Source organism: Leclercia sp. UBA5958, from assembly GCF_002430365.1.
GTDB lineage: Bacteria > Pseudomonadota > Gammaproteobacteria > Enterobacterales > Enterobacteriaceae > Enterobacter > Enterobacter pneumoniae.
On record NZ_DJCE01000005.1, the window covers coordinates 15,285 to 34,570 of the forward strand.

A 19,286-nucleotide genomic window follows, 5' to 3' on the forward strand; every position below is an offset into this window, starting at 1 on the left:
TTCGAAAGAGCCGTTGGGAAAACTCACCGCTTAAGCCGCCCCGCCAAATGTACCGCTACCTCAACCCCGCTGCGTTCCAGCGATATAGACTCCCCTTCCCACGCCGCCTGGCGCGTTAAGCAGGTCAATATGCCGCCGGGCGGCATCTCAATAGCCAGTCGCGCGTCGCGTTCGTTGGCGGAAATGACTGCCTCCTGCCAGCGCACGGTGCGGGCCATATTCATCGCCAGATCGTCGGCGATCTTCTCCGGCTGCCACAGTACGCGGCCGGTGCTGCCGCTAAGATAGGCTAAGCGTGGGCGAGAGAGCGTCACGTTTTCAAACGCCGCCACCAGCTTCTGCGCCGGTTCCGCCAGCAGCGCGCAGTGCGATGGTACGCTGACCGCCAGTCGTTTGGCCTTGCTGGCCCCTTTCGCCAGCGCGCGCTCGGCGACCTGCGCCATCCCGTCATCGCCTCCGGCGATCACAATCTGCGTTTCGGCGTTCAGGTTCGCAATATAGGTCCCGGTGCCTTCGATAAGCTGTTCCACCTGTGGCAGGGTCAAGCCCATAATCGCCGTCAGGCCATAACCGTGCGGATACGCCTGCTCCATTAAATCGCCACGCAGCGCGACCAGCCTGAGCGCGTCGGTGAAATCCAGCGCGCCCGCGATAACCGCCGCCGGGTATGCGCCAATGGAGAGCCCGCTGACGATATCCGGCGTTACGCCGCGTCGCTCAAGCTCGCGCGCCCAGGCGACACCGGCTATCAGCAGCGAAAGCTGCACCGCGCGGGTATGGGATAACGAAGCAGCGCTATCCAGCGTATCAACCTCCGTCCCCAACACCTCGCGCGCCTGTGCCAGCTCGGTGCCCGGCAGGTTTTGCAGCATGCCTTCATGCTGCGTGCCCTGCCCCGGAAAAGTAAACAGTATTTTCATCACGCCTCCCTGTGCCACGGGTCCGTCACCAGACGCGGCCCGCGGCGAGTTTTCAGCAGCGTTTTGCCGTCGCGCAGCCACTCCGCCAGCGCAAAGCCGCCCTCGGGCGTATCCACCTGCGTATCTGCCCGGCACAGCGCGCGGCTAAGCTGGGCTTGCCAGGCAGCAAACGCATCGGGGGAGAGAGGCTGTGGAGCGCGGATCAGCAGGTCGAGATCGCTGTCGGCATGGATAACCGGAATGCCGGTTGCCAGCGCGTAACCGGTGCTGCCGGTAATGCCCCACGACCACGGCCACGGCTGCTGGGAAAGTTGCAGCGCCACCTGAACCGGCGGCTGCGTCACAAAGGGCGAGCGCAGCAGATCGGCCGTTACGCTCAGTGATTCGGGCGACACCACACGCAACACGTTTTCTGGCTTCACCCATCCGGCCGCCCGCTGGTCGCGGCGCAATCCGCGCACGCCAACGGGAATACGGCCTTCGCTATCAACATCACGCCGCACCACGACCGGCAGGCCGGTATGCCAGGCCGCCTCCACCCAGGATTCGGTGATGCCTTCCAGCGCGTCACGCGCGGTAAGCCAGATGAGGTCGTGGGGGCGTAATGTTGTGGTCATGATTACATTCCTGAAGTCAACGAGATAAACAGCGGCAGCGACAGGATACACAGTACGGAGCTTAACAGCAGCACAGCTTCCGCATCCGGTGACTGCACGCCAAAGCGGTTACCGAACACCACGCCGAAGAAGCCCGCGGACAGCGCAATCATCAGGATAGCGGTGATCGCCACAGAACCGTGCAGACCGAAGATTAAAACGATACCCCAGGCAATCGCAGGCTGGATCAGCAGCTTGGCGATGGTGGAGGTGATCACCATGGTGTTGATCTGCAGCTTACGGGCAGAGAGGATCACCCCGGTCAGGAACAGCGCAGCTGCGGTGGCAGACAGCCCCAGCGGTTTGATCGCCGCGAGAACCAGTTCCGGCATTTTGATGCCGATAGCGGAGAGGATCACCCCCAGCAGCGGGCCCATAACGATCGGTTTTTTAATCGAGCGCCACATCAGTACCGGCAGCATGGAGAGGGTTGAGCCGGAGTTATTCCCTTCGGCGCGCGCTTTTTCACGCTCAAGGATCAGCAGGCAGAACGGCGTCATCAGTACGGAGCCACAGGCGATGGAGACCGCCACGGAGAGCGAGGTAGAAGAACTTTCACCGAGCACGCTGCCCAGGATTGGCAGGCCGAGCGCCGCGTAGTTCGGCAGGGCGACGGTCAGCGTCAGCACGGCCGCATCCTGCGGAGATTTTTTAAAGACGTTGGTGGCGAGGAAATAGATGGCCGCATAGGTTATCCACATCGCCAGAGTCAGCACCAGAATCAGCGGCGACTGGGCCACGATGCCGGTCCATGGCGTTTGCACGGTGGCGCTGAACAGCGCGGCAGGCAGTGCAAAATCCATGACGAAAATATTAAGCAGGGAAACATTTTTGTTATCGACCATCTTTGCCTTACCGGCCCAGAATCCCAGCAGCATGATGACGAAAATCGGTGCAAGAGCATGAACAATTACGTAAGTCATAAATCACCTGTAGTAAAAAAGTTTAAGCACTGGCGCGATGTTTATTATTTTCAGGATGCAGCCTCCCGTGTGGGCGCAACGGGTGCGCCCACGGGGACGTGCATCTGGCAGGTCTCTTTTTACTTACCAGCTGGCTCGCATGCGTTCGCGAACGAGTGCCGAGCTGCGGCGATTGTCAGCGCCTAAGCGGTTTTTCAGGGTGGCGTCCTGACGCGCGTCGTTGATGGCCTGTTGCAGTGTGGTTTTCACCTGCGCCAGATCGTTATCGGTTGGGGCATCCGGGTTGTTGATATCCAGCAGGCTGGAAAGCAGCCCCAGCGTGGCGTAGTTGCTGATGTCATACGCCATCGGCGGAATGGTGGCCGCCAGTTTTTCCAGCGCCTCCACGGTACGCAGGGTGATACGCGCCGCTGACTCTTTACCCATTGCGTGGATCAGCACCCCTTTGTCGTTAAAGGCGATCAGGCGGTTAGCCTGGTAGCCGTGCGCCAGAAACGCGCCGGACATCGCTTTGCCGACAATCAGGCCAATCACCGGATGACCGGCCAGGCGCGCGTTAGCGTAGGCCGCAGCGGCACCAGCCAGCGCCTGGTGAATACCAAACGCCTCTTCACGACGACCATAGGCCTGACTTGGGACGTCAATCACCGCCACAATCGGGCGTTTAACGGCTTTATCGGCATCAGCGGCAACGGTTTCGCTGACCACTTTTGCCAGCGTCCAGCCTTCAAGCAGGCCCACTTCGCCCTGCGCGGCACGCGGATAGTGGTTGTTGGCATCCGGAACGACGGCGACAAAACGTACCGTTTCACCGTTAAGCTCACCGTCTGCGGCCTGCACGGACGGGCAGAGCCCTTCCAGACGTTTGGCGTTCGGGGCGAGGGTTTCCAGCCAGAGTTCGCCACGGCTCATTGAATTACTCATCATTTCACCTCCCGGGCAAAAAGCGCTTTGATCTGTTCGGCATCGGCCTGTTTGCGGGTGTCGAAATTGGTCAGACGGTTCAGGTAATCGTCGTAGTTATCGGTACGGTGTTTCGCCGGCACGCCTTTCGCCATCGCGTCGTTCATTGCCGCTTTCACCGCGTTCACGCCGTCACCTACCAGCGCATCCACCAGGCCGCTTTCATAGCGCACTTCACCGCCGGTCATGCTCCAGATAAACGGACGGTCGCGAGAGTCGTACTCTTCAATTCCCGCTTCCTGTTCGATAACCTGCGGGCCGTTCAGGCCAAGACGCGCTTCGCGGGTCACAATCAGGTAGCTGCACAGCGCTGCGGCGATGGACATACCACCGAAGCAGCCCACGGTCCCGGCCACAATGCCGATCACCGGCGTGTAGCGACGCAGATCGACAATCGCGGCGTGGATATCGGCAATCGCCGCCAGGCCCAGGTTGGCTTCCTGCAAGCGTACGCCGCCGGTTTCGAGGCACAGCATCGCCTGAGTCGGGATGCCGTTGCGGTTATCTTCCGCCGCCAGCTCCAGCGCCGCCGCCATTTTGGCACCGGACACTTCGCCCATACTGCCGCCCTGGAACGCGCCTTCGATGGCAACTACCACGGCAGGCTGACCGTTGATGGTCCCTTTCGCTACCACCATGCCGTCGTCGGCCTGCGGCACAATCCCCTGTGGCCCCAGCCACGGAGAAATAATGCCTTCAAACGGATCCAGCAGTTCGCGGTAGCTGCCGTCATCCAGCAGCGCCTGCGCACGCTGGCGTGCTTTTAGTTCGATAAAGCTGCTGTCATCACGCATGGCTCACCCCCTCAAAAACCTGTTCGATACGAATGCGCGCCACGCCCGGCGTCGCGCCGAAGTCGTGGATGGTCAGTTTGCCTGCGGGCAGGCTGCTGACGGTTTGCAGGCGGGTAAACAGGGCTTCCCAGCGACCGCGGCTGTTGTCGACGGAAGTGGTGATATCAATGGTTAACGTCTGGCCCGGTTCGGCGGCGAACAGCACCTCCATATCCCCGGAACCGACAACCCCTGCCAGCGCCTTACCGCTTAACGCGCGGCTGGCGGGCATGGTTAATGTGATTTTTTCCATAACATCCTCTTAATGCTTTGAATAAGGCGTTTCGACGCGGTCGAGAAACAGCGTGGCGGCAAGCAGGTCGGCAGCGCCGCCCGGTGAGGCGTTGAGTGCCAGCATCTGACGATCTAACGTTGCCAGCGCCAGTTGGCCTGCGGGCGTGGCACATCCTCCGGCGTTCAGCACGGCGCGGGCGCCGTCCTGCATGGCGTCCAGCCCCTCCATTCCGGCGCGCGACAGCACGCAGGTATCGGTAAGCGACGTCATGATGGCCATCAGCGCGTCGAGCCTCGCCTGCGCTTCGCTGCTGCCGTTAAATCGGCTCAGACGAAGCTGCGGCAGCGCACGCTGCATGATGTGCGGAAACGCCTGCTGCGCCTCTTCACGCGCACCCGGCACGCGATAGCGATGCGTGGCGCGTAGCCCTTTGCTGAACACTTTCGGTGCGGCGTCATCCGGCAGTTTTGCCAGCCGGGCGGCGGTGTCTGCGACGGTTTGCGCAGAGGCGTCGCCGCCCTGCATCGCCACCGCGCTGACCAGTAATCCCAGCGCCCAAATCGCACCCCGGTGGGTATTGACCCCGCCGGTTGCCTTCATCATCTGCTGCTCGCCTTCGCGGCCAAGCCGCCCGACGGTTTGCCTGAGCGCGATGTCAGCCGGACGCTGCCAGCTTTGCTGCGCCAGCGCCTGAAACGTAGGGGTCAGGCTGTGCGCGGAGCGCTCCATTAGCGCCAGCGTAAGATCGTGGTGCGCGCCGTTCCCCCGACTGTCCACCAGACCGGGTTTCGGGCTTAATCGTGCTTCGTCAATCAGACACTGCGTGGCGGTTCGCGCCAGCCATTCGGCACCGCCTTCAACCTGAATCTGGGGCAGAAGTTTCATTACCAGCTCCGGAATTTCGCAGGTGGTTTATACAGACCGCCGGACCACTCAACGAGGTCAGACACGCTGCCCGCCGCCAGCAGTGAGCGGGTGGCATCGGTGCGGCGAATGCCCATATCTTCCGGGTAAACCACTTTTCCGCTCTGACGAAGTTCTGCGACGCGTTTGGCGTCTACGCCCAGACCGATATCGGTGATCCCCGCCACGGCGGCAACCATCGCCCGACGCTCTTCCAGATCTTTGGCGCGATAGAGGTAAGCAATCCCCTCTTCGGTCAGAACGTGGGTCACGTCATCGCCGTAAATCATCACTGGCGCCAGCGGCATCCCGGAGGCTTTCGCCACGTCGACGGCATCCAGTTTCTCCACGAAGGTCGGCTTCACGCCTGCCTGGAAGGTTTCCACCATCTGTACGACCAGTTTTTTACCGCGCTGCAGTGGGTCAGGCTCGGTGATCATGTTCAGCCAGGCCGGTGTGGCGTGGCGACGACCGTGCGGATCGTGCCCCATGTTTGGCGCGCCGCCGAAGCCGGAGAGACGCCCGCGGGTCACGGTTGAGGAGTTAGCGTAGCCGTCCACCTGGAGGGTGGAGCCGATAAACATATCTACCGCATACTGGCCTGCCAGCTGGCAGAAGGCGCGGTTGGAACGCATGGAGCCGTCGGCACCGGTAAAGAAGATATCCGGACGGGCGCGGATGTACTCTTCCATCCCCAGCTCGCCGCCGAAGCAGTGCACGCTCTCCACCCAGCCGCTCTCAATCGCCGGGATCAGCGTTGGATGTGGGTTCAGAGTCCAGTGCTTACAGATTTTGCCCTTCAGGCCGAGCTGTTCGCCGTAGGTCGGCAGCAGCAGCTCAATCGCTGCGGTGTTAAAGCCGATCCCGTGGTTGAGGGACTGCACCTGATGTTCCGCGTAGATGCCCTTAATCGCCATCATCGCCATCAGGATGTGTTCCTGTTTGATCAGACGCGGGTCACGGGTAAACAGCGGTTCAATAAAGAATGGCTTGTCGGCCACTACCACGTAGTCGATCCAGGAGCCTGGAATATCCACGCGCGGCAGATCGCATTCGTCGTCCACCAGCTCGTTAACCTGTGCGATGACGATCCCGTCGTGGAACGCGGCGGCTTCAACCAGCGCCGGGGTATCTTCGGTGCTCGCCCCGGTATAAAGGTTACCTTTACGGTCCGCTTTAAAACCGGCAATCAGGGCCACGTTGGGCGAGAGGTCGACGTAGAGGCGGGAATAGAGTTCGATATAGGTGTGAATCGCGCCGATTTCGAGCTGGCCATCTTCCAGCAGCTGCGAAATACGCAGGCTCTGGGTACCCGAGAAAGAGAAGTCCAGCTTGCGGGCGATCCCTTTCTCGAAGATATCCAGATGCTCGCTGCGCCCGACGCTTGGCATGATCATATGCAGGTCATGCACTATTTGCGGGTTCACTTCAGCGAGTGAGCGGGAAAGAAAATCTGCCTGCTTCTGGTTGTTGCCTTCCAGAACGACTTTGTCGCCTGGTGCGATCAGTTTTTCCAGCATGGCGACAAAATCGCCAGTCGGCAGTACCTTGCCCTGAACCGGTACGGATGCCAGACGACGCGCTTTTTCCGTGCGTCTGGTGTTCCATTGCCGGGTAGGTGTTTGCCCAGATAACATTATTAACCTCCTGATTCAGCACATCATTCTGATTTGCTTAACGTTGAGTAAAGTGTGCGCGCTGGTGAGAAAGGCATCAATTAAGCGTAGAGCGCAATCATTAGCCTGAGAGTAATAATCAACGTTAGGAAATGTGATCGGGATCAGTTCATGTTTCGGAAATACGGGCTAAACGGGGTACAATTCGGAAGGTATAGTAAATTTCAGACAAGAATCATCATCATCCTTATGACTCAAATTATTCCATCAGACTTCGACATTGCGACCGAAGAGAGCGCAGAATTTGTGCCCATGCGCGGCGTGGCGAATCGCCATCTGCAAACCATGCTGCCGCGCCTTATTCGCCGCAAAGTGCGCTTTACGCCGCATTGGCAGCGTCTCGACCTGCCCGATGATGATTTTGTCGATTTAGCCTGGAGTGAAGAGCCGCTCAGTGCGCGACATAAACCCCGGCTGGTGGTGTTCCACGGCCTGGAGGGGAGCCTGCACAGCCCTTATGCTCACGGTCTGATTGAGGCGGCGAAAGCGCGCGGCTGGCTTGGCGTGGTGATGCACTTTCGCGGATGCAGCGGCGAGCCAAATCGGCAAAAACGCATCTATCACTCCGGGGAAACGGAAGACGGTACCTGGTTCCTGCGCTGGCTGGCCGAAACGCTCGGCCCGGCCCCTACCGCTGCGGTGGGGTATTCACTCGGGGGAAACATGCTCGCCTGCCTGCTGGCGAAAGAGGGTGAAAGCGTTCCGCTGGATGCCGCCGCCATCGTCTCGGCGCCGTTTATGCTGGAGCAGTGCAGTTACCATATGGAAAAAGGCTTTTCGCGCGTCTATCAGCGCTATCTGCTGAACCTGCTGAAAGCCAATGCAGCGCGAAAGCTGAAGGCTTATCCCGACACGCTGCCGGTGAGCCTGCGCCAGCTGAAGAAAGTGCGCCGTATTCGCGAGTTCGACGATCTGATCACCGCGAAAATCCACGGATTTGCCGATGCGATCGACTATTACCGCCAGTGCAGCGCCATGCCCGTACTGAGTAAGATCACCAAGCCAACGCTGATTATTCATGCTAAAGACGATCCCTTTATGGATCATCACTCCATCCCTGCGCAGGAATTTTTGCCCGCTAACGTCCATTATCAACTGACCGAGCACGGCGGCCACGTCGGCTTTGTTGGCGGCACGTTGCGTCGTCCACAGATGTGGCTGGAAACCCGTATTCCGGACTGGCTGACAACATACCTGGAACCGAAACTATGATCATTCCCTGGCAAGATCTGGCTCCCGAAACGCTGGATAATCTGATTGAAAGCTTTGTGTTACGTGAAGGCACAGATTATGGTGAACAAGAACGCACGCTCGAACAGAAAGTGGCCGATGTTAAGCGTCAGCTGCAAAACGGCGAGGTACTGATCGTGTGGTCCGAGCTACATGAAACCGTTAACGTCATGCCCCGCAATCAATTTCGCGGTTAATCGCTTCATCTTTCTACTCAGGGAGTTGCTATGTCCGCCAGACATCCGGTTATTGCCGTCACAGGATCGAGTGGTGCAGGCACCACCACTACCAGCCTCGCCTTTCGTAAAATCTTCTCTCAGCTTCATTTAAGCGCCGCAGAGGTCGAGGGTGACAGCTTTCACCGCTACACCCGTCCTGAGATGGACATGGCCATTCGTAAAGCGCGCGATCTGGGTAAGCACATTAGTTATTTCGGCCCGGAAGCGAACGATTTCGGCCTGCTGGAGCAAACCTTTCTCGAGTATGGCCTGAGCGGTAAAGGACAGTCACGCAAATACCTGCACACCTATGACGAAGCGGTGCCCTGGAATCAGGTGCCGGGCACCTTCACCCCCTGGCAGCCGCTGCCGGAGCCGACGGATGTGCTGTTTTACGAAGGGCTGCACGGCGGCGTGGTCACGCCACAGCATGACGTAGCGCGCCATGTTGACCTGCTGGTGGGCGTGGTGCCTATCGTTAACCTCGAATGGATTCAGAAACTGACCCGTGATACCAGCGAGCGTGGACATTCGCGTGAGGCGGTGATGGACTCCGTGGTGCGCTCGATGGAAGACTATATCAATTTCCTGACGCCGCAGTTCTCGCGCACCCACATCAACTTCCAGCGCGTCCCTACGGTGGATACCTCTAACCCCTTTGCGGCTAAAGCCATCCCCTCTCTGGATGAGAGCTTTGTGGTGATCCATTTCCGCAACCTGGAGGATATCGACTATCCCTGGCTGCTGGCGATGCTGCAGGGCTCATTTATTTCGCACATGAATACGCTGGTCGTGCCGGGCGGGAAGATGGGGCTGGCGATGGAGCTGATTATGACGCCGCTGGTGCAAAGATTGATGGAAGGGAAGAAGATCGCATAAGCCTGTTCCCTCTCCCTGTGGGAGAGGGTTAGGGTGAGGGCATCAACACGCACGATGCCCCATAAATTACGCTTCGATCACCTCATACGAATGCGTAATATTCACCGCTTTCTCCAGCATCAACGCCACGGAGCAATACTTCTCTGCTGACAGATCTACGGCGCGGGAGACCGCCGCGTCTTTCAGTTCTTTACCCGTGACAATGAAGTGCAGGTTGATATGCGTGAACAGACGTGGCGCCTCTTCACGGCGCTCCGAGGTCAGTTTCACTTCGCAGTTTGTCACCTCATGGCGACCTTTTTGCAGGATCGAAACCACATCAATTGCGCTGCAACCGCCGGCGGCCATCAGCACCATCTCCATCGGGCTTGGCGCCTTATCTCCGGAGTTGCCGTCCATCAAAATCTGGTGCCCGGAAGCCGACTCGCCCAGGAACGTTAAGCCCTCAACCCATTTCACACGCGCTTGCATTGTAGTTAACTCCGAAGTTGCAATTTTCCTGACAGATTACGCGCCAGTAACAATTCTGGCAACGGAAGGCGACCTGTATCAAGCTGAAGCGAGACACCAGGAGACAGGCGGCTAAAGCTATGCTAAAACAGTCTGGATGCTACAGTAATACATTGACATTACGCATGTATGCAGAGGACATCACACATTACAGGCTGCTGAATATTGTGACAGCCCGATTCCCAGGAATGGGGAAGAATTCGATTGCAACCCCAGAGTGAAGGCGTCCATCCCGGCTCTGGAGACAGCTTATAACAGAGGATAACAGCGCATGGTGCTTGGCAAACCGCAAACAGACCCGACTCTCGAATGGTTCTTGTCTCATTGCCACATTCATAAGTACCCATCGAAGAGCACGCTGATTCACCAGGGTGAAAAAGCGGAAACGTTGTATTACATCGTTAAAGGCTCCGTGGCCGTGTTGATCAAAGATGAAGAAGGGAAAGAGATGATCCTTTCTTATCTGAACCAGGGCGACTTTATTGGCGAACTGGGCCTGTTTGAAGAAGGTCAGGAACGTAGCGCCTGGGTACGGGCAAAAACCGCGTGTGAAGTGGCTGAGATCTCCTACAAGAAGTTCCGCCAGCTGATCCAGGTGAACCCGGACATTCTGATGCGCCTCTCCTCGCAGATGGCACGCCGCCTGCAGGTGACTTCTGAGAAAGTGGGTAACCTCGCCTTCCTGGACGTGACCGGCCGTATCGCTCAGACGCTGCTGAATCTGGCAAAACAACCTGACGCGATGACCCACCCGGATGGTATGCAGATCAAAATCACCCGTCAGGAGATTGGTCAGATTGTGGGTTGTTCCCGCGAAACCGTTGGCCGTATTCTGAAAATGCTGGAAGATCAGAACCTGATCTCCGCCCACGGCAAAACGATCGTGGTTTACGGGACGCGTTAATTCCGAAAGAACGGCGTGCCATCGCAAGATGTCACGCCGTTTTTGTCTCTGGCATCTATGTGGCGCAGGCTGATTTATCACCCGGAAGTTAACTACGCACTCCGACAAACGCTGGTGCTGTGTCTTCCTGTGGCCGTCGGTCTGATTCTCGGCCACCTGCAACAGGGTCTGCTCTTCTCTCTCGTGCCTGCCTGCTGCAACATCGCAGGGCTGGATACCCCCCATAAACGCTTTTTCAAACGTCTGATCGTTGGCGGCTCGCTCTTTGCCGGCTGTAGCCTCGCCGTCCAGTTACTGCTGGCCCGCGACATCCCCCTGCCCCTGATCCTCACCCTGCTGGCAATGACGTTAGGGGTGACGGCAGAGATCAGCTCTTTGCATGCCAGGCTGCTACCCGCCTCGCTGATTGCCGCCATCTTTACCCTGAGCCTGGCGGGCAATATGCCGGTGTGGGAGCCGTTGCTGATCTATACGCTGGGCACGCTCTGGTATGGGCTGTTTAACTGGTTCTGGTTCTGGATGTGGCGCGAACAGCCGCTGCGGGAATCGCTGAGCTTGTTGTACCGCCAGCTTGCCGACTACTGCGAAGCGAAATATACCCTGCTCACCCAGCATACCGACCCGGAAAAATCCCTGCCGCCGCTGCTGGCCCGCCAGCAGAAGGTGGTGGATCTTATCAGCCAGTGTTATCAGCAGTTACACATGCTGGCAGCTAACAGAAATCACGAATACAAACGTCTGTTGCGAACCTTCCAGGTCGGGCTCGACTTGCAGGAGCATATCTCCGTCAGCCTGCATCACCCGGAAGAGGTGCAAAAGCTGGTGGAACGCAGCCACGCCGAAGCCGTGATCAGATGGAATGCCCAGACCGTCGCTGCACGCCTGCGTGTGCTCTCGGATAATATCCTCTATCACCGCTACCCCACCCGCTTCAGCATGGACAAGCAGTTGGGGGCGCTGGAGAAAATCGCCCGGCAGCACCCGGAAAACCCGGTTGGGCAGTTCTGTGCCTGGCACTTTAGCCGCATCGCCCGCGTGCTACGTACCCAGCGTCCGCTCTACTCGCGCGACCTGATGGCCGATAAGCAAAAACGTCTGCCGCTCTTCCCGGCGCTGAAAAGTTATCTGTCGCTCAAGTCTTCCGCGCTGCGCAATGCCGCACGCATCAGCGTCATGCTCAGCATCGCCAGCCTGATGGGGATGGCCCTCCATTTACCGAAGCCCTACTGGATCCTTATGACCGTCCTGCTGGTTACGCAAAACGGCTACGGGGCGACGCGGGTACGCATATTCCACCGGGCAGGCGGTACCCTGGCAGGGCTGATTATCGCGGGTGCCACGCTGCACTTCCACGTGCCGGAGGGCTTTACGTTACTGAGCATGCTGCTGATTACGCTGGTGAGCTACCTGATCATCCGTAAAAATTACGGCTGGGCGACGGTCGGCTTTACGGTGACCGCGGTATACACGCTGCAGCTCCTCACGCTGAACGGCGATCAGTTTATCATCGCCCGTCTCGCAGACACGCTGATAGGCTGTTTAATCGCTTTTGGCGGCATGGTGTGGCTGTGGCCGCAGTGGCAAAGCGGGTTGCTACGACAGAACGCCCACGATGCGCTGGAAGCCGACCAGGAGGCTATTCGCCTCATCCTGAGCAGTGATCCTCAGCCAACACCGCTTGCCTGGCAGCGCATGAAGGTGAACCAGGCGCACAACGCCCTGTTCAACTCGCTGAATCAGGCGATGCAGGAGCCGGGGTTCAATTCACACTACCTGGCCGACATGAAGCTGTGGGTCACGCACAGCCAGTTCATCGTAGAACATATCAATGCCATGACGACGCTGGCGCGGGAACACACCATGCTGACGCCGGATCTGGCCGAGCGCTATCTGCAGTCTTGTGAAATTGCGCTGCAGCGTTGTCAGCAGCGGCTGGATTATGACGCGCCGGGAGAGAGTGGCGACGCCAATATTCTGGAAGCGCCGGAGACGCTGACCCACGGGCCGATGAGCACCCTGGAGCAGCATCTACAACGCATATTGGGGCATTTGAGTACCATGCACACCATTTCGTCGGTGGCATGGCGTCAACGTCCGCATCACGGTGTCTGGTTAACCCGTATCTTGAAGCGGACGCCGTACTGATCAGGCCTGGACCACGCTCTTCACCGCGGCGGCAAAACGGCTCAATCCCTCGTCAATATCGTTATCTTCCACCACCAGCGAAGGGGCAAAGCGCATCACGTCCGGGCCCGCATTGAGGACCATCACCCCTTCCTGTGCCGCAGCGTGCAGGAAATCACGTGCCCGCCCTTTAAACTGCGGCTTAAGCTCAGCACCGACCAGCAGCCCCATCCCACGGATTTCGCTGAAAACGTCATACTGCTCGTCGATCTGCTGCAGCTGTTTTACAAAGCGTTCACGCTTCGCGTTCACGCCGCTAAGCACTTCGGGCGTATTAATAATATCAAAGGCCGCGCCCGCAATAGCGCAGGCAAGCGGATTACCGCCGTAAGTAGAGCCGTGAGACCCCACGTGGAATGCGGAGGCGATATCCTGCGTGGTGAGCACCGCGCTGATCGGGAAGCCGCCGCCCAGCGCTTTAGCGCTGGTGAGAATATCTGGCGTCACGCCGTAATGTTGATAGGCAAAAAGCTCGCCGGTTCGGCCCATGCCACTCTGTACTTCGTCAAAGACCAGCAGCGCCTGATGCTGGTCGCACAGATCGCGCAGCCCCTGCAGAAACGCCGGCGTCGCCGCCGTCACGCCGCCTTCGCCCTGAATCGGCTCCACCACTACGGCGCAGGTATGATCGTCCATCACCGCCTTCACCGCATGCAGATCATTGAAGGGAACATGGATGATGTCAGCCGGTTTCGGGCCAAATCCATCGGAATACTTCGGCTGGCCGCCAACGGAAACCGTGAATAACGACCGCCCGTGAAAGGCATTATGAAAAGCGATGATTTTGGTTTTGTAGGGGCTATGGCGGGTAGAGGCATAGTAACGGGCCAGTTTAAAGGCAGTTTCGTTGGCTTCGGTCCCCGAGTTCATAAACAACACACGTTCGGCAAAAGTCGCATCAATGATCTTACGTCCCAGGCGCAGGGCGGGTTCATTGGTGAAGACGTTGCTGGTGTGCCACAGGGTCTCGCCCTGGGTTTTCAGCGCCTCTACCAGCGCCGGGTGGCAGTGGCCTAACGCGGTAACCGCAATCCCGCCGGCGAAATCAACGTACTCTTTCCCCTCCTGATCCCAGACGCGGCTCCCTTTTCCCTTAACCGGGATAAATTCAGCCGGTGCATAAACTGGCAGAATGACGTCGTCGAATGTCGCGCGTGTAATTGCAGATTTTTCAGTTGCCATGTAACCCCACCCTTTTTTAAGCAAAAACAGGAAGTGAAAATATAATCACGAAATATGCTTAAAAAATCACTTTGTGGCAACTAAAAATCAACGATGAAGGAAATTAGCCAGCAGTTGGTGCCCCTGCTCGCTAAGAATGCTCTCCGGATGGAACTGGACGCCTTCCAGATCCCACTCACGATGGCGGATACCCATGATCTCCTGCGTCTCACTCCAGGCGGTGACCTCAAAGCAGGCGGGAAGCGTAGCAGGATCAATTAACAGCGAGTGATAGCGGGTCACGGTGAGCGGGTTGTTTAACCCCTGGAAAACGCCGATCCCGCTATGGGTGATGGGGCTGGTTTTACCATGCATGACCCTTGCTGCACGGACAATGCTCGCGCCAAATACCTGAGCAATGGCCTGATGGCCGAGGCAGACGCCGAGCAGCGGTATGTTACCGGCATAATGGCGGATGACCTCAAGCGAGATCCCTGACTCATCAGGCGTGCAGGGGCCAGGCGAGATAACGATTTTTTGTGGATCCAGAGCAGCGATATCTGCCAGCGTTAGCGCATCGTTTCGTCGTACTTCCACCTCGGCCCCCAGCTCGCAAAAATACTGGTACAGGTTCCAGGTAAACGAATCGTAATTATCAATCAGTAAAATCATGGCGGCTCCGGGTCAACAATCGCCGCCCTATTTTACTCAGATTCTCCCGCTTCGCTCACCACTTTGCCAAAGATGGTCTGCAACGCGCTGAGATCGCCCATCGCCCCGCTCTGATTGGCCTGCGCCCAGGCCTCGGGATCAATATCGCGCCAGTTGAGCTGGTAACCCGCATGGATAGCCAGTTGTTCAAAGAAGATGCGCTGCGCAATACCATTGCCGATACGGAATGGATGCAGGACGTTAATTTCACAATAATAATGGCTGAGGCGGGCGACAAACTCCTCTGGGTTCAACCCCACCAGGTACGCTTCATCCTCCAGATCCTGCATCAGGGCATTGCCCTCTTTTTCGATATAGGCGAAGTGACAAAAACGGGTGTCCCCCTGGTAAATATCGATTTCGCGAATCTCACCCGCCCAGTCAAACACATCCTGGTAAAGATGGCGATGAATGGCGCACAGATGTGGCAAGCCGCGCGCAGAGGGCCCCAGGGGCAAAGTTGCAGCGCGCAGAGCCGTCAGTTCGTAGGCCGCCTGCGCAAGGCGTTCGGCTTGGCGAATTCCCAGCCGGTTACGCATCACATTCAAACCGGGATAGAGATAAGGGTCGCGACCGTCGCCGTATTTATCGCTCATAGTGCCTCCTGAGTTCCTCAAGGCGCACCTGCGCTTCTTCCGCATTAAGCGTAACCAGTGGACTGTCGACCCCCTCAAGGAGGCGGCTGGCCCGGAAATTGGCATTTCGTAGCTGCTCCCAGAGACGGGATTTTTGCTTATCGGTGAGCTTTTTCACTTATGTCCTCCCTGCTTGTGTCCGTGTTTGCCACAAGTATAAGCAGCAAATAGCGGTTCCGCAGGGAGGAAAACGCATCGCAGACGTAGAATGCCCGCGTGAAGGGCGATTAAGGCAGGACTTTCGCGGAGAGGATAACTACCGGTTTTGACGGAACATTTTGGTATGGGCCCACGTCGTGAGTCTGCACCTGAGAAATCTTATCCGCCACGTCCATTCCTTTCACAATTTTACCAAACACTGCATAGCCAAAATCACGCTGCCCGTGATCGAGGAAGGCATTGTCAGCCACATTGAGGAAGAACTGGCTGGTTGCGCTGTCTTTATCAGCGGTACGCGCCATAGAGATGGTGCCGCGCTTGTTCAGCAGTCCGTTATCCGCTTCGTTTTTGATTGGCGGGTTAGGTTTCTTCTGCTGCATCTGCTCGGTGAAACCGCCGCCCTGGATCATAAAGCCCGGGATCACACGGTGGAAGGTGGTGTTGTTATAGAAGCCACTGTTTACGTAATCGAGGAAGTTTTTTACCGATACAGGGGCTTTCTGGCTATTCAATTCCAGCTCAATGTTGCCGGCGGAAGTGGTCAACAGAACGTGAGGGTCTCCTTTCGCTGCCAGCGCAGCAGGAGAAACGGCAGAAAGAGCAAACACAGCTGCAACAGCCGCCAGTGTTGATTTGAGCATGAGAATTCCTTAACAAAGCGCAGTATAAAAAGCGAATGGCTTGATTCTAAAGAGCAGTATGAGCCGAGACCAGCCTTTTACCTAATTTTACGAAAATGAAACAATTATTACCGCGCAAACGATTGGTTATCTCGCCGATTAATGTGATCTGGATCACATATAAAACTGCAACGATCTTCAAATTTCTCTTAAAAGATATGAATGGATCACTTTAATGTCTAAAATCTGCCCGTCCTCAGCGCCCTTTCCGGCGCTTCTCTTTTTTGAACAGGCCAGACATGACTAACAGCAATCGCATCAAGCTCACATGGATCAGCTTCTTCTCCTACGCCCTGACCGGCGCGTTGGTGATCGTCACCGGGATGGTGATGGGAAATATCGCAGACTACTTCCAGCTGCCCGTTTCCAGCATGAGTAACACCTTCACCTTCCTTAACGCGGGGATCTTGATCTCCATCTTCCTGAACGCCTGGCTGATGGAAATTGTTCCGCTGAAAACACAGCTGCGCTTTGGCTTCGTGCTGATGGTAGCCGCCGTGGCAGGCCTGATGCTCAGCCACAGCATCGCGCTCTTCTCTGCCGCCATGTTCGTACTGGGTCTGGTGAGCGGGATCACCATGTCCATCGGTACCTTCCTGATTACTCACATGTATGAAGGCCGTCAGCGCGGCGCTCGCCTGCTCTTTACCGACTCCTTCTTTAGCATGGCCGGCATGATATTCCCGATGGTGGCTGCCGTGTTGCTGGCACGTAGCATTGAGTGGTACTGGGTATACGCCTGCATCGGGCTGGTGTACGTAGCGATCTTTATTCTGACCTTCGGCTGCGACTTCCCGGTGCTGGGCAAAAAAGCGCAGACGACCTCAGAGCCGGTGGTGAAAGAGAAATGGGGCATCGGCGTACTGTTTCTCTCTATCGCGGCCCTGTGCTACATCCTGGGGCAGCTGGGCTTTATCTCCTGGGTACCGGAATATGCGAAAGGTCTCGGCATGAGTCTGAATGACGCGGGTAAACTGGTGAGCGATTTCTGGATGTCTTACATGTTCGGTATGTGGGCGTTTAGCTTCATCCTGCGCTTCTTCGACCTGCAGCGCATTCTGGCCGTACTGGCGGGGCTGGCAACCGTGCTGATGTATCTGTTCATCAACGGTTCACCGGAGCATATGCCATGGTTCATTCTGACCCTGGGCTTCTTCTCCAGCGCGATTTATACCTCCATCATTACGCTGGGATCGCTGCAGACCAAAGTGGCCTCGCCGAAGCTGGTGAACTTCGTTCTGACCTGCGGCACCATTGGTACCATGCTGACCTTTGTGGTTACCGGCCCGATCGTGGCGCACAGCGGCCCGCTGGCCGCCCTGCATACCGCTAACGGTCTGTACGCCGTGGTGTTTGTCATGTGTCTGGTACTGGGCTTTGTGACCCGCCACCGCCAGCACAACATGGCGGCAGCGTCGCACTAATCCTTATGCCCCTTTGCGCTCTGCGAAGGGGCTGTTTTTCGTAAAGAATACCTCCTCCCCACCGTTGTCCATCTGAATCCAGGTCTGCGCCAGCTGCGTGGTGGCAATCACCCGCCCGTGACGAATTGACCAGCGTACCGGCACCTGACAGCGCACCGCTTCAAAACCGCTCTCCGCGGGCAAAATAATCAGGTTCGCCGGATTTCCCGTCTCGATGCCGTAATCGCTCAGTCCGAAGGTGCGGGCGCTGTTGTGAGTGATCAGGTTCAGCCCACTGTCGATCTGCGAATAACCCATCATCTGGCACACATGTAGCCCCATATGCAGCACCTGCAGCATATTGCCGGTGCCGAGTGGGTACCAGGGATCAAAGACGTCATCATGGCCGAAGCAGACGTTAATCCCCGCCTCCTGCAGCTCTTTAACCCGGGTAATGCCGCGACGCTTAGGGTAGTCGTCAAAGCGACCCTGCAGGTGGATATTCACGAGCGGGTTAGCCACAAAGTTAATCCCCGACATCTTCAGCAGCCGGAACAGCCGCGAGGTATAAGCGCCATTGTAGGAGTGCATAGCGGTAGTGTGGCTGGCGGTCACGCGCGGGCCAATGCCTGCCTCATAGGCCAGGGTTGCCACTGTCTCGACAAACCGTGACTGTTCGTCGTCGATTTCATCGCAGTGAATGTCCAGCGGACGGTCATATTTCTTCGCCAGCGCGAAGGCGATGTGCAGCGACTCCACGCCATATTCGCGGGTGAACTCAAAATGCGGGATTGCGCCGACCACATCCGCCCCCAGCTTTAACGCCTCTTCCAGCAGCGCCGCGCCGTTCGGGTAAGAGAGGATCCCCTCCTGCGGAAATGCCACGATTTGCAGCGTCACCCACGGCGCCACCTCCTGCTTCACCTCCAGCATGGCCTTCAGGGCGGTAAGCGTCGGGTCGGAGACATCCACGTGGGTACGTACAAACTGGATGCCGTTGGCAATTTGCCATTTCAGCGTCTTCCAGGCGCGTGCTTTCACATCGTCGTGGCTCAGCTGCGCCTTGCGCTCCGCCCAACGTTCAATGCCCTCGAACAGGGTGCCGGACTGGTTCCAGTTCGGCTCACCTGCGGTCTGGGTGGTATCGAGATGAATATGCGGCTCAATAAACGGCGGGATCGCCAGGCCGCCGCGGCCATTAAGCACTTCATAACTTTCAGCGTGGGCATCGCCCATTGGCGTAATCTCGCTAAAATGACCGTTCTCCACGGCAAGTTGCCAAAGCCCTTCACGGCCAGGTAAACGGACATTCTGGATAAGCCAAAGCGGAGCTGTACTCATGATGTTCTCCTGAAAAACGCGGCTGAAATTTAGAGGTAGCCGGATCGGCATAATAACCCTGTAATTTGTACACAAATTCAACAAAGACGAAAAGCTCGATATTTCCGCAACTTAGAAAATCCCTGACAAATCAGGCATCTACCCACTAAGGAGTAGTTGAAG

The 19,286-nt window shown here is 57.4% G+C and carries 21 protein-coding genes; 6 read left to right on the top strand and 15 right to left on the bottom strand.

Going from position 1 to position 19,286, the window contains the following annotated elements; translation table 11 throughout:
* Positions 1 to 23 precede the first annotated feature (23 nt).
* The 8 genes from mdcH to mdcA all read right to left on the bottom strand — a co-directional run bounded on the left by mdcH (position 24) and on the right by mdcA (position 7,070).
* Positions 24 to 920, bottom strand: coding sequence for a malonate decarboxylase subunit epsilon (gene mdcH / locus B2Q93_RS07520; protein ID WP_233802540.1), 897 nt, complete (start codon positions 918 to 920; stop codon positions 24 to 26).
* Positions 920 to 1,537 (bottom strand): malonate decarboxylase holo-ACP synthase, encoded by a 618-nt coding sequence (locus tag B2Q93_RS07525; protein ID WP_212478426.1) that lies wholly within the window; start codon positions 1,535 to 1,537, stop codon positions 920 to 922. Before B2Q93_RS07525 ends, mdcH begins: the two co-directional genes overlap by 1 nt.
* Positions 1,538 to 1,539: 2 nt before the next feature.
* Positions 1,540 to 2,499: an AEC family transporter gene (locus tag B2Q93_RS07530; RefSeq protein ID WP_046886741.1), complete on the bottom strand. Its 960-nt coding sequence runs from the start codon at positions 2,497 to 2,499 to the stop codon at positions 1,540 to 1,542.
* Positions 2,500 to 2,622: 123 nt separating this feature from the next.
* Positions 2,623 to 3,423 (bottom strand): biotin-independent malonate decarboxylase subunit gamma, encoded by an 801-nt coding sequence (gene mdcE, locus B2Q93_RS07535; protein ID WP_040078329.1) that lies wholly within the window; start codon positions 3,421 to 3,423, stop codon positions 2,623 to 2,625.
* On the bottom strand, positions 3,423 to 4,256 hold the full coding sequence (locus tag B2Q93_RS07540; protein WP_286932402.1) for a biotin-independent malonate decarboxylase subunit beta: 834 nt from the start codon (positions 4,254 to 4,256) through the stop codon (positions 3,423 to 3,425). The genes mdcE and B2Q93_RS07540 overlap by 1 nt, the downstream gene beginning before the upstream one ends.
* Entirely contained in the window at positions 4,249 to 4,548 is a 300-nt protein-coding gene (gene mdcC / locus B2Q93_RS07545; protein WP_006177845.1) for a malonate decarboxylase acyl carrier protein, read from the bottom strand. Before mdcC ends, B2Q93_RS07540 begins: the two co-directional genes overlap by 8 nt.
* Positions 4,549 to 4,557: 9 nt before the next feature.
* A complete protein-coding gene (locus tag B2Q93_RS07550) occupies positions 4,558 to 5,415 on the bottom strand; it encodes a triphosphoribosyl-dephospho-CoA synthase (RefSeq protein WP_286932404.1) in 858 nt (285 codons plus the stop codon).
* On the bottom strand, positions 5,415 to 7,070 hold the full coding sequence (mdcA, locus tag B2Q93_RS07555; protein WP_286932405.1) for a malonate decarboxylase subunit alpha: 1,656 nt from the start codon (positions 7,068 to 7,070) through the stop codon (positions 5,415 to 5,417). The genes B2Q93_RS07550 and mdcA overlap by 1 nt, the downstream gene beginning before the upstream one ends.
* A gap of 228 nt (positions 7,071 to 7,298) precedes the next feature.
* Here mdcA and B2Q93_RS07560 point away from each other — a divergent pair, with 228 nt between their 5' ends.
* Genes B2Q93_RS07560 through B2Q93_RS07570 form a run of 3 tightly spaced genes read left to right on the top strand, consistent with a single transcriptional unit; the run spans position 7,299 to position 9,436 of the window.
* On the top strand, positions 7,299 to 8,321 hold the full coding sequence (locus tag B2Q93_RS07560) for a hydrolase (RefSeq protein WP_040078325.1): 1,023 nt from the start codon (positions 7,299 to 7,301) through the stop codon (positions 8,319 to 8,321).
* Positions 8,318 to 8,536 (top strand): YheU family protein, encoded by a 219-nt coding sequence (locus tag B2Q93_RS07565; RefSeq protein ID WP_040078324.1) that lies wholly within the window; start codon positions 8,318 to 8,320, stop codon positions 8,534 to 8,536. Before B2Q93_RS07560 ends, B2Q93_RS07565 begins: the two co-directional genes overlap by 4 nt.
* Before the next feature lie 30 nt (positions 8,537 to 8,566).
* Positions 8,567 to 9,436 carry a phosphoribulokinase gene (locus tag B2Q93_RS07570; RefSeq protein ID WP_040078322.1) on the top strand — a complete coding sequence of 290 codons (870 nt, stop codon included), beginning with the start codon at positions 8,567 to 8,569 and terminating at the stop codon, positions 9,434 to 9,436.
* 66 nt (positions 9,437 to 9,502) lie between these two features.
* Here the strand turns inward: B2Q93_RS07570 and B2Q93_RS07575 are convergent, their stop codons facing one another.
* A complete protein-coding gene (locus B2Q93_RS07575) occupies positions 9,503 to 9,907 on the bottom strand; it encodes an OsmC family protein (protein WP_040078321.1) in 405 nt (134 codons plus the stop codon).
* Positions 9,908 to 10,217: 310 nt separating this feature from the next.
* Here B2Q93_RS07575 and crp point away from each other — a divergent pair, with 310 nt between their 5' ends.
* Both crp and B2Q93_RS07585 read left to right on the top strand, forming a co-directional pair.
* Positions 10,218 to 10,850 carry a cAMP-activated global transcriptional regulator CRP gene (gene crp / locus B2Q93_RS07580; protein ID WP_000242758.1) on the top strand — a complete coding sequence of 211 codons (633 nt, stop codon included), beginning with the start codon at positions 10,218 to 10,220 and terminating at the stop codon, positions 10,848 to 10,850.
* 57 nt (positions 10,851 to 10,907) lie between these two features.
* Complete coding sequence (locus tag B2Q93_RS07585) at positions 10,908 to 12,995, top strand: YccS/YhfK family putative transporter (protein ID WP_046886748.1); 2,088 nt, start codon at positions 10,908 to 10,910, stop codon at positions 12,993 to 12,995.
* Here B2Q93_RS07585 and argD read toward each other — a convergent pair whose 3' ends face one another.
* The 5 genes from argD to ppiA form a co-directional block, all read right to left on the bottom strand.
* Positions 12,996 to 14,216, bottom strand: a complete 1,221-nt coding sequence (gene argD, locus B2Q93_RS07590) for a bifunctional acetylornithine/succinyldiaminopimelate transaminase (RefSeq protein WP_286932413.1) — start codon at positions 14,214 to 14,216, stop codon at positions 12,996 to 12,998. It abuts the gene before it with no gap.
* 87 nt (positions 14,217 to 14,303) lie between these two features.
* The gene (pabA, locus tag B2Q93_RS07595; protein ID WP_040078317.1) at positions 14,304 to 14,867 is read right to left on the bottom strand and encodes an aminodeoxychorismate synthase component 2; all 564 of its coding nucleotides are present in this window, start codon (positions 14,865 to 14,867) and stop codon (positions 14,304 to 14,306) included.
* A gap of 32 nt (positions 14,868 to 14,899) precedes the next feature.
* Complete coding sequence (locus tag B2Q93_RS07600; RefSeq protein WP_046886751.1) at positions 14,900 to 15,502, bottom strand: putative adenosine monophosphate-protein transferase Fic; 603 nt, start codon at positions 15,500 to 15,502, stop codon at positions 14,900 to 14,902.
* Entirely contained in the window at positions 15,492 to 15,659 is a 168-nt protein-coding gene (locus B2Q93_RS07605) for a YhfG family protein (protein ID WP_072056378.1), read from the bottom strand. Before B2Q93_RS07605 ends, B2Q93_RS07600 begins: the two co-directional genes overlap by 11 nt.
* Before the next feature lie 109 nt (positions 15,660 to 15,768).
* A complete protein-coding gene (gene ppiA / locus B2Q93_RS07610) occupies positions 15,769 to 16,341 on the bottom strand; it encodes a peptidylprolyl isomerase A (RefSeq protein WP_040078315.1) in 573 nt (190 codons plus the stop codon).
* 278 nt (positions 16,342 to 16,619) lie between these two features.
* Between ppiA and tsgA the strand changes: the two genes are divergently transcribed.
* Positions 16,620 to 17,804 (top strand): MFS transporter TsgA, encoded by a 1,185-nt coding sequence (tsgA, locus tag B2Q93_RS07615; RefSeq protein ID WP_212478423.1) that lies wholly within the window; start codon positions 16,620 to 16,622, stop codon positions 17,802 to 17,804.
* A 3-nt stretch (positions 17,805 to 17,807) separates the two neighbouring features.
* Here tsgA and B2Q93_RS07620 read toward each other — a convergent pair whose 3' ends face one another.
* Positions 17,808 to 19,124, bottom strand: a complete 1,317-nt coding sequence (locus B2Q93_RS07620; RefSeq protein WP_286932416.1) for a cytosine deaminase — start codon at positions 19,122 to 19,124, stop codon at positions 17,808 to 17,810.
* Between the last annotated feature and the right edge of the window lie 162 nt (positions 19,125 to 19,286).

What these genes read in the sequence shown, in the direction of transcription:
- mdcH (WP_233802540.1), bottom strand. Translation starts at nt 920, where the DNA reads ATGAAAATACTGTTTACTTTTCCGGGGCAGGGCACGCAGCATGAAGGC.
- B2Q93_RS07525 (WP_212478426.1), bottom strand. Translation starts at nt 1,537, where the DNA reads ATGACCACAACATTACGCCCCCACGACCTCATCTGGCTTACCGCGCGT.
- B2Q93_RS07530 (WP_046886741.1), bottom strand. Translation starts at nt 2,499, where the DNA reads ATGACTTACGTAATTGTTCATGCTCTTGCACCGATTTTCGTCATCATG.
- mdcE (WP_040078329.1), bottom strand. Translation starts at nt 3,423, where the DNA reads ATGAGTAATTCAATGAGCCGTGGCGAACTCTGGCTGGAAACCCTCGCC.
- B2Q93_RS07540 (WP_286932402.1), bottom strand. Translation starts at nt 4,256, where the DNA reads ATGCGTGATGACAGCAGCTTTATCGAACTAAAAGCACGCCAGCGTGCG.
- mdcC (WP_006177845.1), bottom strand. Translation starts at nt 4,548, where the DNA reads ATGGAAAAAATCACATTAACCATGCCCGCCAGCCGCGCGTTAAGCGGT.
- B2Q93_RS07550 (WP_286932404.1), bottom strand. Translation starts at nt 5,415, where the DNA reads ATGAAACTTCTGCCCCAGATTCAGGTTGAAGGCGGTGCCGAATGGCTG.
- mdcA (WP_286932405.1), bottom strand. Translation starts at nt 7,070, where the DNA reads ATGTTATCTGGGCAAACACCTACCCGGCAATGGAACACCAGACGCACG.
- B2Q93_RS07560 (WP_040078325.1), top strand. Translation starts at nt 7,299, where the DNA reads ATGACTCAAATTATTCCATCAGACTTCGACATTGCGACCGAAGAGAGC.
- B2Q93_RS07565 (WP_040078324.1), top strand. Translation starts at nt 8,318, where the DNA reads ATGATCATTCCCTGGCAAGATCTGGCTCCCGAAACGCTGGATAATCTG.
- B2Q93_RS07570 (WP_040078322.1), top strand. Translation starts at nt 8,567, where the DNA reads ATGTCCGCCAGACATCCGGTTATTGCCGTCACAGGATCGAGTGGTGCA.
- B2Q93_RS07575 (WP_040078321.1), bottom strand. Translation starts at nt 9,907, where the DNA reads ATGCAAGCGCGTGTGAAATGGGTTGAGGGCTTAACGTTCCTGGGCGAG.
- crp (WP_000242758.1), top strand. Translation starts at nt 10,218, where the DNA reads ATGGTGCTTGGCAAACCGCAAACAGACCCGACTCTCGAATGGTTCTTG.
- B2Q93_RS07585 (WP_046886748.1), top strand. Translation starts at nt 10,908, where the DNA reads ATGTGGCGCAGGCTGATTTATCACCCGGAAGTTAACTACGCACTCCGA.
- argD (WP_286932413.1), bottom strand. Translation starts at nt 14,216, where the DNA reads ATGGCAACTGAAAAATCTGCAATTACACGCGCGACATTCGACGACGTC.
- pabA (WP_040078317.1), bottom strand. Translation starts at nt 14,867, where the DNA reads ATGATTTTACTGATTGATAATTACGATTCGTTTACCTGGAACCTGTAC.
- B2Q93_RS07600 (WP_046886751.1), bottom strand. Translation starts at nt 15,502, where the DNA reads ATGAGCGATAAATACGGCGACGGTCGCGACCCTTATCTCTATCCCGGT.
- ppiA (WP_040078315.1), bottom strand. Translation starts at nt 16,341, where the DNA reads ATGCTCAAATCAACACTGGCGGCTGTTGCAGCTGTGTTTGCTCTTTCT.
- tsgA (WP_212478423.1), top strand. Translation starts at nt 16,620, where the DNA reads ATGACTAACAGCAATCGCATCAAGCTCACATGGATCAGCTTCTTCTCC.
- B2Q93_RS07620 (WP_286932416.1), bottom strand. Translation starts at nt 19,124, where the DNA reads ATGAGTACAGCTCCGCTTTGGCTTATCCAGAATGTCCGTTTACCTGGC.